This window comes from Halopenitus persicus (genome assembly GCF_002355635.1).
GTDB classification, from domain to species: domain Archaea; phylum Halobacteriota; class Halobacteria; order Halobacteriales; family Haloferacaceae; genus Halopenitus; species Halopenitus persicus_A.
The window spans coordinates 294,210-309,623 of sequence record NZ_AP017558.1 but is presented as its reverse complement, the minus strand read 5'-3'; the positions used below and the strand labels follow the sequence as shown (position 1 = coordinate 309,623).

Annotated in this window: 14 protein-coding genes and 1 pseudogene; 13 read left to right on the top strand and 2 right to left on the bottom strand. The window is 48.2% G+C overall.

The genetic code is table 11. The annotated features are described in order from the left end of the window. Positions 1–305: 305 nt before the first annotated feature. Positions 306–827 carry a hypothetical protein gene (locus CPZ00_RS15710; protein WP_199243377.1) on the bottom strand — a complete coding sequence of 174 codons (522 nt, stop codon included), beginning with the start codon at positions 825–827 and terminating at the stop codon, positions 306–308. 8 nt (positions 828–835) lie between these two features. Next, complete coding sequence (locus CPZ00_RS01420; protein WP_096389031.1) at positions 836–1,132, bottom strand: UPF0175 family protein; 297 nt, start codon at positions 1,130–1,132, stop codon at positions 836–838. A gap of 285 nt (positions 1,133–1,417) precedes the next feature. Between CPZ00_RS01420 and CPZ00_RS01415 the strand changes: the two genes are divergently transcribed. From CPZ00_RS01415 to CPZ00_RS01365, 13 genes and pseudogenes are all read left to right on the top strand, one after another. After that, positions 1,418–1,666 (top strand): UPF0175 family protein, encoded by a 249-nt coding sequence (locus CPZ00_RS01415; protein WP_096389030.1) that lies wholly within the window; start codon positions 1,418–1,420, stop codon positions 1,664–1,666. A gap of 132 nt (positions 1,667–1,798) precedes the next feature. Beyond that, positions 1,799–2,146 carry a DUF3368 domain-containing protein gene (locus CPZ00_RS15805; protein WP_233255117.1) on the top strand — a complete coding sequence of 116 codons (348 nt, stop codon included), beginning with the start codon at positions 1,799–1,801 and terminating at the stop codon, positions 2,144–2,146. A 100-nt stretch (positions 2,147–2,246) separates the two neighbouring features. Further along, positions 2,247–2,897 (top strand): sugar phosphate nucleotidyltransferase, encoded by a 651-nt coding sequence (locus CPZ00_RS15800; protein ID WP_233255116.1) that lies wholly within the window; start codon positions 2,247–2,249, stop codon positions 2,895–2,897. 146 nt (positions 2,898–3,043) lie between these two features. Then, positions 3,044–4,561, top strand: a complete 1,518-nt coding sequence (locus tag CPZ00_RS01400; protein WP_233255150.1) for an ABC transporter ATP-binding protein — start codon at positions 3,044–3,046, stop codon at positions 4,559–4,561. A gap of 193 nt (positions 4,562–4,754) precedes the next feature. After that, positions 4,755–5,948 (top strand): 3-deoxy-manno-octulosonate cytidylyltransferase, encoded by a 1,194-nt coding sequence (gene kdsB, locus CPZ00_RS15510; RefSeq protein ID WP_172861737.1) that lies wholly within the window; start codon positions 4,755–4,757, stop codon positions 5,946–5,948. Next, on the top strand, positions 5,935–6,750 hold the full coding sequence (gene kdsA / locus CPZ00_RS01390; protein ID WP_096389028.1) for a 3-deoxy-8-phosphooctulonate synthase: 816 nt from the start codon (positions 5,935–5,937) through the stop codon (positions 6,748–6,750). The genes kdsB and kdsA overlap by 14 nt, the downstream gene beginning before the upstream one ends. Further along, entirely contained in the window at positions 6,743–7,735 is a 993-nt protein-coding gene (locus CPZ00_RS01385) for a KpsF/GutQ family sugar-phosphate isomerase (RefSeq protein WP_096389027.1), read from the top strand. Before kdsA ends, CPZ00_RS01385 begins: the two co-directional genes overlap by 8 nt. Further along, the gene (locus tag CPZ00_RS01380; RefSeq protein ID WP_096389026.1) at positions 7,732–9,009 is read left to right on the top strand and encodes a polysaccharide pyruvyl transferase family protein; all 1,278 of its coding nucleotides are present in this window, start codon (positions 7,732–7,734) and stop codon (positions 9,007–9,009) included. The genes CPZ00_RS01385 and CPZ00_RS01380 overlap by 4 nt, the downstream gene beginning before the upstream one ends. A gap of 621 nt (positions 9,010–9,630) precedes the next feature. Continuing rightward, positions 9,631–10,560, top strand: coding sequence for a hypothetical protein (locus tag CPZ00_RS15210; protein WP_157744152.1), 930 nt, complete (start codon positions 9,631–9,633; stop codon positions 10,558–10,560). Between the two features lie 176 nt (positions 10,561–10,736). Then, positions 10,737–11,417 (top strand): annotated as a pseudogene (locus CPZ00_RS15795) (IS6 family transposase). 58 nt (positions 11,418–11,475) lie between these two features. Continuing rightward, entirely contained in the window at positions 11,476–12,402 is a 927-nt protein-coding gene (locus tag CPZ00_RS01375) for a glycosyltransferase family 2 protein (RefSeq protein ID WP_157744151.1), read from the top strand. Between the two features lie 168 nt (positions 12,403–12,570). Continuing rightward, entirely contained in the window at positions 12,571–13,716 is a 1,146-nt protein-coding gene (locus CPZ00_RS01370; RefSeq protein ID WP_096389024.1) for a glycosyltransferase, read from the top strand. A gap of 367 nt (positions 13,717–14,083) precedes the next feature. After that, positions 14,084–15,313: an O-antigen ligase family protein gene (locus tag CPZ00_RS01365; RefSeq protein ID WP_096389023.1), complete on the top strand. Its 1,230-nt coding sequence runs from the start codon at positions 14,084–14,086 to the stop codon at positions 15,311–15,313. Positions 15,314–15,414 lie beyond the last annotated feature (101 nt).

The window sequence follows — 15,414 nt, the reverse complement described above, 5'->3', positions numbered from 1 at the left end:
AGCGAGGGGTTCACGTCCGATCGTCGGTTCGTGCGATCGTCGTTGCGGCCAGTGTTCACTCGGTACGAGGTGTGTCCGAGGAGTAACGAGCAGGCCGGCGACCGTTTCCACCGCCTCCCGCCCTGCACATTCTGAAGGGGTGTTACCGTCCCCTCACCGAGGGCGTCGTTCGACGGACCTCGTCTCCGTTCGATCGGAGACACGTGACCGTCAGGTCGTCGTGAAGAGGAATCAGGAGACGTCGCTCACGGGAGCGGTGTGGTGAGAGAGTCGTCATACGGAAGCGACGCCAGTCGTTCGTGGAGTCAGTCGTCCGTCTCGACGGTCTCGAACAGAGCGTTCCGGTCCGTCTCGGAGAATCGATAGCCATCCTCTTCGCGTAGATCCGCAACGAGCGTCGACAGCTCTTCAGTGGTGGCGATCACGTCGCAGTGAATCGCCGCTTGAAGCAACAATACGAGATCCCAGATCTCAACGCCACGCTGCTGTCCACGTGTTCCGACGTGGGCGTCATCAGTCACGAGTCGATCGTCGCGTTGGGATGCGATCGCGAGACACCGCGCATCAGTCGAGGAGAGCGCATGATCGCCGATATCGTCCGCCAGTGCGAGTTCAGCTTCCGTCGGGACGGCGATCCTGAGCCAGCCGTCGTTGTACGATTTCACCGCGTCGATCCGGGTAACGAACTCGTATCCGTCGGCCTCAGCACGGTCGAGCTCACCGAGAACCGACGGCGGCGTCTCGACGGTCTCGAACACCGACGGCAGCAGTTCCAACCGGTCGATCTTGGCGAGCGAACTCAAGACGTTGTTGTCGACGAGCGCCATCCGACGATCTATCGGGAGAACGTCTCCAGCTGGCGCTCCCGGGACGTGTCACTCAGAAAGCCGGCATCGCGGTCGATCCCGCGATCCGCGAGTTCGTCTCTGAACGCCGCCGTTGAGACGCCAGCCAGTTCGGCCGCCCGGTTGCAGCTCACGGTGCCGGTTCGGTACTTCTCGACCGCGAGCGACAGGCGAAGCTCCGGACGCCGACGCAACAGCTCACGGACGGCCTCCTCGATTACGGCGTCGGTATCGTCGTAGTCGCCGACGGCCGCGATGGCATCGAGATCCGCTTCGAGCCCGGACATACGGGTTTCTACGTCGGAACCGGACATAAATATGCTGCTCCACCCGCCCGCCATCTCGTTCCGGAACGAGACCGACCCGGAGGCTTGTGACGAACACGCGGGGAACGTGTTCGTCGGTAAGAAACCCCATCACGAGACGGTGTGTGGCGGGGACAGCGACTCCGTCGAGAGGACCGCGTTCAGTCTCCGGCATCGTTCCCACGTCGATGTATCCACTCCCCGTATCAAGGGGCCAGTACGAACCCAAACGGCGTTACTAAGTGGCACGACGTCGAATCGATCGGTATGAGCAGCATCGATCTCCCGCCCGACGTGCTGGATGCGATCGCCGCGCCGCCGGCGGACCGCGAGCCGATCGTCAGGCGGGAACTCGCGGTGTCGCTGTACCGGGAGGGATATTTGTCATTCGGGAAGGCACGGGATCTGGCCGGGCTCTCGAAGGCGGCGTTCCACCGACTGCTGGGCGAGCGTGGGGTGGAGCGACACTACACCGAGGCGGATCTCGCGCTCGACGTCGAGTACGCGCGAGAATGACGGTCGTTTCGAACACGTCACCGCTATTGAATCTGGCACTCATCGAGCGGCTTCACCTGGTGGAATCCCAGTTCGACGAGGTGGTCGTTCCGACGGCGGTTTGGAACGAACTCACCGCGGGATTCGGTGGCCGTGACTCGAACCGAAGCGTTTCGGGATCGGGGCGGGATGCGGGTCGTCTCTCCGGAACCGACCGACCTCCGAACCGAGTTCGAGCGACAGCTCGACCGGGGAGAGGCTGCGGCCATCGCATACGCCATCGACGTCGATGCGGAGCGCGTGCTCATCGACGAGCGTGAGGGCCGTGCGACGGCAACGCGTCACGACGTCCCGGTGACCGGCGTCGTGGGAATCCACCTCCGCGCGTCGGCCCGGGACGACGTCGATCTCGAATCGGAACTCGATGCACTCCGCGAGGCGGGGTTTTGGATCTCGGATGCGCTGTACGAGCGCGCGGTCGAGACGGACGAACGTGGGTGACGAGATGGGGTTTCGACCCCGATCGAGGGGGAGCAGATGGGGGTGACCGCGGTCGCGGTCGGCCGATGGCTACTCGGGGCTGGCGCCCCGACCGGGGAGTATGCAGGTCGTGGTTCCCGCGGCCGGGCGTGGGTCGCGTCTCGGGGCGCTGACCGCGGATCGACCGACGGGCCTGGTCGCGGTCGCCGGCCGGCCCCTGCTCGCGCACGTGGTCGATCGGGCGATCGGGGCGGGCGCCGACGAGCTGGTCGTCGTGATCGGGTACGAGGGGACGCGGATCGTCGACCGGTTCGGCGACGTATACGAGGGCACGCCGATCACGTACGTCCACCAGCGCGAGCGGCGCGGGCTCGCGCACGCGGTGCTGCAGGCGGCGCCCCACGTTTCGGGGTCGTTTCTGGTCGTGAACGGGGACAACGTCTTCGCGGAGTCGCTTCGGCCGGTCGTCGACGCGCTGGGGCGATCCGGGGTCGACGGCGTCCTCGCGGAAGCGATATTAAAGAAGGATGTTCGCGAGGATTCTTCGGTACGATCTCTACAGAGGAAAACAACGGGACGAGACCGACGATATTATTCGGGCCGACCGGAAAATCGGGATAACCGACCGATATGTCATCGTCAGATCCCGAACCGGTCTCCAGACGAGCGAAACTCAATGCCCTCCGCGATGTCGCGACGTACGATCCGAAGTACACGACGATGGTCGTCGTCCTCGGCGTTGCCGCAGCGGTGCTCGAAGGAGTCGGTCTGAGTTTCATTCTCCCGATCGTTGAACTCGTACAGCTTCAGGATCCCGCCGCGGAGGCGGAGGGACTGTTGGCGGTGTTCGTCACGGCTTACCAAGCACTCGGAATTCCATTCACGCTGGGATACGTCGTACTCGGCGTGTCGCTGGTGATGGTCGCACGGTACACGACCAGCTTTGCGGTTGCATGGTTTCGCGAGGCATTACGAACCTACTATATCCGGGACCTTCAGACGCGTGCGTTCCGGAATGCATTGAACGCGCGGGTAGAGTACTTCGATGAGGAGGGTTCCGATGATATTTTGAATGCGATCGTCACCCAGACGAATTACGCGGGAGCAGTAATCAGCCAGGGGATTAACTTCACTCAACAATCCTTTCTCACCGGTGTATACTTCATCGTCGCGTTGATGATCGCTCCGATACTGACGATTGCTACTGGAGTCGTCCTCGGTGGATTTTCCCTGTTTTTCCGTCGCATTCTTGACTCGGGGTACGACGTCGGCGAACAGGTCGCAGAGGCGAATGAGCTCCGTCAAGAAGCAGCACAGGCTGGCACGCAAGGAATTCGTGACGTGCGGGTTTTCGGGCTCGCCGAAGAACTGTTCGAAGATTTCACCGACGCAATTGAACAGTTCACCATATCTCGAATTGTTCTCCGACGGAACGAGGCCGCGATCAACAACTTCTACAATCTCGTCGTCGCCGTCTCGGTGTTCGTGCTGATCTTCCTCGCGTTGACGTTCGCGAACCTCTCGGTCGGCGAACTCGGCGTGTTCCTCTTCGCGATGTTCCGACTTGGCCCGAAGGCAAGCCAAGTGAACACGCTGTACTACAAGGTAGAAAACAACCTCCCACACCTCGTTCGGACTATCCAATTCACTGACGAACTCGCGACGTATGAGGAGCCCACCGAATCGACTCGTGATGTTCCGGACAAAATTCACGAAATTGAATTCGACGACGTCCACTTCTCATATGACGACGAGGAGCAGGTCCTCCGCGGGATCGATTTCACCGTCGAGAAAGGTGAGTTCGTCGGGTTCGTCGGACAATCCGGCGCGGGGAAGTCGACCATCGTGTCGCTTCTGGCTCGGTTGTATCCAGTCGATAGAGGTGAGATCAGAGCAAACGGGATCCCGATCGACGAGATGGACATTGCCGAGTGGCGCGACCGACTCTCGATGGTCAGACAGGACCCGTTCATCTTCAATGATACGCTTCGGTACAACCTGACGCTCGAAAATCGAGATGTCTCTGAAAGCGAACTCGACCAAGTGTGTAAAATCGCGAAAGTTGACGAGTTTATCGATGAGCTGCCGAAGGGATATGATTCGTTACTGGGTGACGACGGGGTTCGACTATCCGGCGGACAACAGCAGCGCGTTGCACTCGCTCGTGCCCTGTTGGAGGATGCCGACGTGTTAATTCTCGACGAAGCGACCAGTGACCTCGACTCGAACTTAGAGAAAAAGGTCCAGCGCGCGATCGAGGAGATGGATCGTGATTACGCAATCGTCACGATCGCTCATCGACTGTCGACAGTGAAGAACGCCGACCGGATCTATACAGTTGAACGGGGACGAATTACGGAAGTCGGTGAGCACCGGGAGCTGGTTGATAACGACGGAAAATATGCAGAGTTGTATGGGATCCAGTCAAGTGGATAGGCATAATATCTACATAGTATTTGAGTGAATGATCAATATGACGACATATGAAACGAAGCTGTCCCGATCGTATACTTTAGTTCGCATATATCGGTGATGTATTGCGGCTCATATCTGAGTGAAAAGTATGCTGTTTCAATCGGCATCCTAAAACTTAGGTATCTTCTATAGTTTACGTAGGTTAGAAGGTAGAATGGGTCACTTAGTTTTTTCAGATGTTGATGGAGTTCTCACAGACTCAAAAATAAACATCAACCAAGATGGAGAAGTATTCAAATCTTTTGATGTGAAAGACGGATATGGGATCGTACAGTGGAAAAAAAAGGACGGTTGTGACTTCGTAATCGTTACATCTAGGGAGTCAGAAGCCGTTAAGAAACGTGCTTCAGAGCTTGGTGTGCGAGAAGTACATCAAGGTGTGCAAGATAAAAAACGGAAAGCCAAAGAAATTACATCCCGTCTCGGATTCGATCTGGCGGACACAGTGTACATCGGGGACGATCTGACAGATGTAGAAGCGATGGAAACTGTCGGCATAGCTTGTTGTCCAGCAAACGCGATTCAGGATGTCAAAAATAAATGTACGTACATTAGCCAGTATAACGGGGGAGAAGGGGCTGTTCGAGATATTTTAACCCACTTGGACACGGCTTCTCAAACGGTGCTTGGCGTTATTCCGGCTCGATACGGATCAACGAGACTTCCGGGTAAACCATTAGCCGAGATCGCTGGAAAACCGATGATCCAGCATGTATACGAGCGTGCAAGCAACGCAACGTTACTTGATGATCTCATTGTCGCCACAGACGATGAGCGAATCGTTGAGGCTGTCGAATCCATCGGTGGTGCCGCAATGATGACGGAGTCTGATCAGCCGACGGGAACAGATCGAGTCGCAGAAGTCGCAGCAAAAGTCGGTTCGGACTATACGATCAACATTCAGGGCGATGAGCCACTTATCGATCCGAATGTCATTGACGCTATCGTACAAGCGCTTCGAAAAAACGCTCCAAAAGTCGCAACACCGATTTCTGCAATCGAGGATAAATCACTTCTTGATAATGAAAACACCGTCAAAGTAGTAACTGATACCGACGGCAAAGCGTTGTATTTCTCGCGGTCAAAAATTCCATCTGGAGGAAAAGTGGGGACAACGTACAAGCATATTGGATTGTATGGGTTTGAGACGAAGCTGTTACTCGATTACATCGATATGCAGTCAGATCTAGAATCAGCTGAAGACTTAGAACAACTCCGTCTGCTCGAAAACGGCTACGAAATACAAACAGTCCAGACTAACTACGATTCCAAAGAGGTCAACGTGGAAAGTGATATACCCGTCGTAGAAAAAAAGATACAGCAAGAACGTAACGATGGAACTCAGTAACAAAATTTCGGCCTCCAACGAGGACCCATTTTTTTTGATCGCAGGACCGTGTGTGATCGAATCAGAGGAACAAGTCCTGAAGACAGCACGAGAATTGACATCTATTACTGAGCGCTACGATATCGATTTGATCTTCAAAAGTTCGTTCGACAAAGCAAATCGCTCGTCGATCAGTTCATATCGTGGTCCAGGGATGAAACAAGGTCTTGAAATCCTTCAGCGCGTCAAGGACGAGTACGACCTTCCAGTCATAACCGACTTCCACATACCTGAACAGGCCGACCCAGTTTCAGAAATTGTTGACATTCTGCAAGTTCCTGCATTCCTCTCACGGCAAACTGATATGCTCACCGCAGCTGGAGAAACAGGACTCCCAATAAACGTCAAAAAAGGTCAGTTCCTCTCAGCGGAAGGGATGGACAACGTTGTAGATAAAATCGAATCGATGGGAAACGAACAGATTATGCTCTGCGAACGCGGCGCGATGTTCGGATACAACAACCTCGTCGTCGATATGCGAAACCTCGATATTATGAAAGAACTCGGCAAGCCGGTTGTGTTCGACACGACGCATTCCGTTCAACGGCCTGGGGCGCGTGGTGACTCAAGCGGTGGGGACCGCCGTTTTGCGCCAACACTGGCTCGGGCCGCACTTGGGGCTGGTGTGGCAGGCATTTTCGCAGAGGTGCATCCAGATCCACCATCGGCCAAATGCGATGCAAAGACACAACTACCCCTTGATGAGTTTGAGTCGCATCTTGAGCAGTGGAAGGCTATCGACGAAACGGTGAAGTATGACTAGTGAGCAGACAAAGAGAGACCAACCCGCCGTTAGCGATGCAGTCCTTCGTACTTTATCGATCCAAAAGGATTCACTCGAAGCACTACATAATAGTCAGACTGTTGATGCGATCGCGCAAGTGGCGAATGTGATTGACGAGGAAGACGGTCGAGTTATTTTCACTGGAATTGGTAAATCTGGAGACGTGGGACAAAAGATTTCATCGACGTTTAATAGCATAGGAATCTCTTCACATACTATTCATCCTGTCGAGGCTCTCCACGGGGATTTAGGTGCGCTAGCGGATAACGACATCGTCGTTCTCATTTCAAACAGCGGTAACACTGATGAGATGGTTGAGTTGCTTCAATTCCTCGGTTCCTTTGATGCGACAACAGTCGCAATAACGTCTGATCCAAGCTCGAAATTAGGACAGCAAACGGACTATCATATTAATACGAAAGTGGAAGAGGAAGGTGCTGTCGTCGATCTAGTTCCGATGGCTAGCGCGACCGCCACAATGGCTATCGGAGACGGTATCGCTAACGCGTTGATGGCAAGCCGGGATTTCGGGAAACAAGATTACGGCCATTTTCACCCTGGAGGACCCATCGGAAAGCGCCTCCTGCTTACTGTAGAAGATCTGCTGTACAAAGAAATGCCAGAAACACATCCTTCGGATACATTAGCCCAAGTTGCTGTCAAAGTGAGTGAAGGTGGGAAAGGTATAGCTGTCGTTCAAGATGATGAAAGTCACGTAGAAGGTATAATAACTGATGGAGATATACGTCGCTTAATTGAGTCTGGAACAGATCTTCATAATATTACGGCTGAAGATGTGATGACTACTAGTCCAGTTACAACATCGCCTGAGACACTTGCGATACGCGCACTTGAAACGATTGAAGAGTATAGCATCACGCAACTTGTTGTGACAGATGATGATGATAGATTAGTAGGTGTCTTGCATATACACGACATTATGGAGGAGGGATTAACACAATGACCAATGCACTCTTTATTTCAGACACGTCAGATGGTGGTAATTGGGGGTGTTATGCGACGAGTAGTGAACTTCGTGCAATATTAAATGATAGAGTAGACATAGTAAATACTGTTTTCTTAAACGAAATAAACATAACTAATAGGGAGTTCATACTGCCTAGTCAATATGATATTAGATATATCGTAGGCGAATCTATCAATTCGATATCTGAAGAAAATGGAATAATTCGTAAACTATATAATTCTAGTAGGAATGGCCATCACCTATTTGAACTACTTCCAAAAACTGCCAGCCAATTTGAACATCGAGCTGAAAAATTTGTAGAAAGTGGTCTTGTAAATGATTATTTTGGTAACACAGAAAACATAGATCATATTATTATTAATGGGGAAGGAAGTATTCATGATAGTGGGGTCACCAAATATAGTAATGGATCCTGGTCATTACTATTTTTGGCATATGTTGCCAAAAAAAAGTTAGGAATGAAGACCCATATAATAAACCACACACTAGAAATCAACACGGATCGCTTTCGATCAATAGTCAATTTAGTTTATCCATTAATGAATTCAATTATTTTCCGTGATCCAGTCTCAATGACAGAGTATGAGAGTCAGTCCAAACATAAAAATGGTACCCAAGCAGCTGACGCGGCTTGGTTAATGGATAACGATATCCAAAGCAAAAATATTAATAATTTTAACGATATGAATATTATATCACTTTGGCACCCCAATAAGAAAAATCCAAAATTTGACTTCACCAAACCGTATATCTGCGTCGGTGGCGGATCTGGTCTTCAACAATCTATTGATGTGAAATCGAAAAAATTTGCATTACTGGTTAACGAAATGAAAACTCGATTTCCGGATATGAATATTCTGCTTACAGCTGCATCAAGTGCTGATGAAACATTTCTGTTAAATGTTGCTGAGAATACAGAGACGTGTTTGTTGAAAACGAATAATAATCACCACTTAACTGCATCCATCCTTGGCCACTCAGAAGTGTATATTGGGGGGCGATGGCATGAAAGTATCTTCGCATTATTAGGGAAATCACAACTTGTTAATTTTAGTGGAAATACATTCAAAATCGAAGCCTTAAGAGAACACATTGGATCAAACCACCCAATCTATTCGGAAAATGATATTGGTACCAATACGAATGCTATTCTCGATTCAGTAGAGAATGGCATTAGGAGGGGATTCTATAATGAAATCCCAATAGAAAATATGAGATCATTGGCATCAAAAAATGCAAATATTGTATAGATTGTGAACAGAGGATCATAACAGAATTATCTTAATCTTCATAAATATATGGAAAAGCCACCTGGCAGCAAATTCGAGTCAGCATCTGCGCCACCGGAGAGTTCAGCGGCGGCTTAGGCGGATTTATGTCTGCTTGGATTTTCGGATCTTTGCTTCAGGAACTCTCGAAATTCCTCGTCAAACCATTCAACAGCAGTTTTGCTTGCGCCATTCTAGCGATCGAAGTGATCGAGGATGCCAGATGTCTAGCAGCTAGCCTTTCGTTTCTAGTCCGACCGTACTGCTGTTCGATCTGGATTTCACCGAACGAAGATGGGGCATCGGTAGCGCGTCAGAGTAACTCGCACACGAGTCACGTTCACAACGGTCATTGGTTCCTGGGCGGTTCATAGACGTACATATGGCGAAACAGCGAGAGATTGTTTAGAGTGTTTCAACACATCAAAATAGGAAAAGCTAAGATGCTTGAAGCAGCACTTGTACCGTAGAAAATCGTGCTTATTTCATCGATCTTGACTAACGCTTGAACTACTGTCATATATATTACGATCTATCGAGATAAGCGTATGTACATAAGGAATCATTATGTTTTTATTTCTTAAGATATGGTAATCCTACGAGATGGATTTGGAGTCACTAAATGGAAAGTATGAGGGTGAACGGGTTTTTCTCATAGGAAACGGACCTAGTCTGGATAAAACACCACTGCACCGAATTGAAGGTGAACATTCAATAGCTATGAACAGAATATCTAAAATATATAGTCAAACATCTTGGAGACCTTCAATTTATCTGAATTTCAATGTACCAGAGCTGGGTACAGAATTGATAACCAAGCATCTAGATATTGGTACACTTTGTTTTACTCTATCACGTAATTCATATAATATACAATCCAATGATAAATTATTCCGATTAGATTGGGTTGAGCCAACGGAAACACGCATCAGTGGAAAAATTGTTGAAGATCTTTCTATTGAAGATGTTAAGAAAATCGATGTTGAAGAATTGCTGAATTTTTGGTCAGACGACATCTCTAACCAAGTCTATCTCTGGCATTCAATGTATCCTGCAATTCAAATTGCCAATTATTTAGGTTTTAGTAAGATGTATCTTCTTGGAACTGATCTGGGTTATAGTGATCATAAACCATATATGATGTTTGATGACGGCTTAGATCCTGCTCATTATGCGACTCCTCGACACACCCTATTTAATGGTTGGAAATTTGTAACTTCTAGTGCAACTAATCGTGTCTTAGCGAAATCAGTGATCAACTTATTATTGTATAAGGTTTTACATAGCAAGTTAGCTACAAAAATAGAAAATAATACCGGATATTTCGTAAATACTGATTCTAATCATTTTGGGTCAAGTTATCAGATTATGCCAAGAGGTGAACTATCTCACGTAAATAAGCAAATGATCATAACCCATATTTTGGCCAAAAGGATACTTGAAGAGAAAGGAAAACACATATATAATTCTACCGTTGGAGGAAACTTAGAAGTACACCCAAGAGTAGATCTAGACGAACTAGAATCTATCTAACATATTAGTAGAAGGGTTACTGAAAAGGATCGTGTGAACTACCAGACGTAGCTGAGTGCTAATTGCTCTTACAGCGTAGATTGTTGACCGATATTGTTCTTTCGCCTTGTAATTGACTGAGTTTAGCTGGTTGTTAATTAAGTGAAAAGTGAAGCGTGATGATTTCTGAGTGCCCTATGTTCGAAATCACACACCTCAGCGATAGTTGCGGCTGATCGATTTGGGTGTTGTGGAGCGCAAGCGGACTAGATGGGCGATGAAGCTCGGTATGCAGCACCACGTTGCTGGTCTCTCACTTTCGAATACAGTTTAATTCGTGATGAGGCTGGTTGTCACACGTAGCCGAAAAGCCGTCCATTTGGGTACAGAAAGCCGATCTTCGACTCGAAGGAGGAATCAGTCCAGATCAGGTTGCGGTTGACGAGAGCGTGATTCGGATCACTGATCAGCAGTGTTTGGCTTTACGCGGCCGTCGATCCGGCAACAAACCAATCCTTCATATTCGGCTCTTTTCCACGTATACGACTGCATTGACTGAGATCTTCCTTCGAGAGCTTCGTGAGAAACACGATGTCGACGACGTCCGCAGAACGCAGCTGCATTTTGGCGGGCGCACAAGATGCATCGCGTCTTGGTACTGCGCTGTTTCTCGTTGATGATGCGAATTGGCTATAAACCGCGCTCCGGCGACACGGCCTCGATTTTTGTTCGAATATGATATAAATAACATTAACGTCGAACGCATCTTCCGTAATACAAAACGACCCACTTCATCTCAAACTGTTTTAGCCGTCCACCAACGTGCAGCTGAAACATTAGAACACACCGCCGCCGTCTGGCACACCGCTACAAACTAAACGCGATAGTTCTTCTAAATAGGAAGTTATTTTAGATAGTAGTCAAACACTTATAATTGTGACTGAGACTTTCGGGAAATCAGACATTTCATTAGTAATACCTACATACAATAGGGATAGTCATCTAGAAGAATTTTTAAATTCTATAAAACCGTACACTACTGAGGTAGAAGTACTTGTTATTGATGATGGATCCACCGATAACACCAGAGAAGTAGTTTCCAATAGTTTTGCTGAATATATACAAGGGGGCGGTAATGGACAAATGGAAGCAAAAAGAATTGGCGTTGATAAGTCATCTGGAAAAGTGGTTGGTTTCTTGGAGGATGATATGAGAGTGGATGATGATTTTATTAATCCAATTGTTACTTCATTAAATAATGGTGAATACATAATTCAGTCAAAAGTCATTGAAACTTCCAAAAATAAATCTTCAATTTCAGATGGTTCCGAACCAAATATCGCGATAAAATATTTCTGGAATTACGATTTTATTAATAATCTTGAACAAGTGTCTAAATCGAGATATATTCCATTCGTCCGCGAATCAGGATTATTCGTATTAAAAGACATACTAGAAAATATTCCACTGTATGATAATAATTTATTAGGAGATGGTTGGGGAGAATCACTTAGCTTTTCGTTTAGAGCAAGAGATGAGGGCCATCGTATATATTTTCATCCTCAATCCGTTATTTATCATTTATCAGCAACGGATGGTGGATCAAGCGGCCGTTTTTCAAAACAAAAGGGAGATATTAATGGTAGTGGATGTACGAAATTCGAATACTATCGGCACAGAAATTCAATGTATATACATACTAGGTTTTTCTTCCATCTCGCTCTCCCAACTCTCATTTATCGTATATTATACAGCATAGGGAAATCAATATATTACAGAGATATACGATGCGTTGTTTATCCATGTACTGGTATAGTGGCTGGCATTCTAAAAGGTACAGCGGTAAAAGCACTTAGAAACTAAAATTCTGCCGCTCCACCAATCCCAAATATATCTATACAATCTCACTTTGGAGGTAGTCAAATTCGTATAGGGCACCCGAGCCAACGACCGCTTCACTCCTGACTTAGCGCGACGGCCACGATCAGAGCAAAGTTATTATTCTTTTCCACACAAGAAATTACATCACATATGTCAGAGGGTCCGCGGCTGTGTTATTTCACCTACGGAACGAACGCTGGTCATTACCACTACGCACTGAACCAACTTCGTGGCCTCTATAAGTCGAACCCAGAAATGACAATTGACATATTCTATGCTGGGTCGGACGATGAGTCACATTTCCCCGAGTACGTCACAGAATCCCACTTCGTATATACAGGTAACGACAGCAAAGTCGTAATGGTTGTGCGGACATTGCTGTTGCAGATTCAATTACTGCTGTACTTTCTCCGTGTCCGACCTGATGTCGTACAAATAAACACACATATTCGGACACAGTGGTACACTCTCTATATCACGATCCTTCTTACGATTCTTCGCATACCAGTTGTTCGTACGGTTCATGAACGAACTGACAGTCGCCTAGGTAATGTCAGTCCACTTGCGAGGACAATTGCGAACAGGCACTTCCAGTTAGTTAACCATCTTGTCACACACACAGAAGCATTACGACAAGAGCTGGTTGAAGACGGTATCAGGACGCCGATATCGGTGATCCCCCATGGAAACTACCTTTGTTTTCGACGATACATAGAAGAAAAGGCCCCGTCGCCGTACGGTGAAACAGAGAATCCAGTAATCCTGTTTTTCGGTGTCAAAGAACACAAGGGTATTGCAACGTTTCTAGACGCTTTAGAATGTACAGAGACAAGGTTTGATCCTTGGATTGTCGGTCCTATTAATGACGGTGACGAGTCATATGCCCAGAGAGCACGAACCACAGAGAACGTTAATACACATTTCAAATATATTCCAGACGCCGAGTTGTGGATGTATTTCTACTTTGCTGACATCGTTGCACTCCCATATCGTGAAGGGACGACAAGCGGTGCGCTCCAACTCGCACTTGCATTTGAGAACGTAGCTGTTGTCTCGGATCTGCCTTGTTTCACCGAGTATGTGACCGATGGTAAGACAGCTACTATCGTGCGGCAACCAACACCGCAGGATCTCGCAGACAGTCTGGATACACTTGTCGACCAACCTACGGAACGACAGCGCCTGGCCTCTGCTGGATTTGATCTCGCTCGATCCGAGCGCTTCGACTGGGAACATCTTGCAGATCAGATCATAGAAGTATATGCTGGTCTCGTACCAGAGAATTTCAAACTATAACTTGACACAGACCAGGGTATCAACGATAAATTACGGTGATTCTACGGTAATAAGGCTAAAACAGAAATCTATGCCACCAGATGAATATACTATAGTTATAATTTCGGATAGCACTGCTGTGTTGAATGACAGTGTTTCTACAGCTGGTCAGTGTTTAACCACACATATGAAACTCGGATGGAAGTGGTCTCAAGATTGCCTCGGATCCACCCCGACTCAGAGCTGCTATTCACCAAAGCGAATTTGAGCGCTCTCAATATCGATCATTATCTTGTTCCGCCAAATTATCTCACGACCTGTATCGAAAAATATTCAAATGATTCCATGATAGTCATAGCTAACTGATTCTATTCAACCGAGTGTAGTTATGAGCGAAACGGCAAAAACCATCCACACAAAAGAAACTACTGTTCGTCGACTCTCAGTGACAACTACACTGTTCGTGCTGGTTATCATCTCAAGCACGATAGATATGACCGGGGCGAACTCCGTCTTCCACGTCATCACAGTTGTTCCTCTTGTCTTTCTATTTGGTGCTGCCGCTGTTCTGGAATCAGATTCTATCGGGATTCCCAGATACGCGCTCGTTGCCTACGCAGTCCTCTGGATGATCTACCTCTTTCACGCTCTAATCCCACCACTCAGCATCTGGACGTTGGGTCGCATTCCAATTTTATTGGCGACTTCATTTATTCTCCTTTTTATCGCCCCGCAGACTATAGACCTAGACGAGTTTCTGTATGTTCTGTATCTGTTTCCAGTTATCCTAACACTTCTCGGACTACCGACGTTGTTCTTGGGTGAGTACCACCTCGTAGGCGTCGTCGTAGCGCCTCACGATGTGTCGAAACAACTCCCGTTACTCAACGTGCGGGTTATGCCGGTGAAATCGGTTCTGTCAAATCCCAATCCGTTCGGATTTGTTTCGGGACTTGGGTTTGTCTCTGGTTTATCGTTCTACTACCGTCGTCGTCAGGCAACTGATTTGCTTTTGCTTACGATCTTGATTGGTGGTGTAATTTTTAGTGCAAGTCGGGGTGCACTCATAACCACCGCCATCGGTGCTGGATTGGTGTTATTATATAACTATTTTGACTATTGGGGAGTGTACACACTTATTACGGCCGGGTTCCTTGGTTTCATCTACCTAATTGCCATAGGACTTGGCTATTTGCCGGATTACATTGATATTCCCAACCTCATTCCAGCCCGAATCAGATTGTGGACGGCAGCGCTGAAAGCCATTTGGGCAAACCCAATTTTCGGCATCGGCTTTCAGCCGGTCGGGAATACGGTTGCCCCATACCTCCCAGCTGGAGAAACGACAAATAATATCCACAGCACATACTTATATGTCATTCTGACTCGCGGTGTCGTTGGCGGGATCGTTCATTTCGGATTCTTAGCCCTAGTTTACCAGAACTGTCTCACTGGCCTGCGTGATGTTCGCAGCACAGCACTGTTCGCAATTCTGACGATGGTTCTTATCGAGATGCTATTCGAGGGGCTAGCGATGTTCGGATTGTCCTTGTTTTCGGTTATTCCCGCTCTCACCTTCGGGTTCGCACTGGTCCAAATTCCTGCTCTTGATCGGTAGCTAGGCGCACCATTTTGGTGAAAAGTTATCGCACGTCTTGCTGTAATAGCATTCCGCAATGTGATACTCCAAATTAAGGCTGAGATCTGTTGAATGGGGAA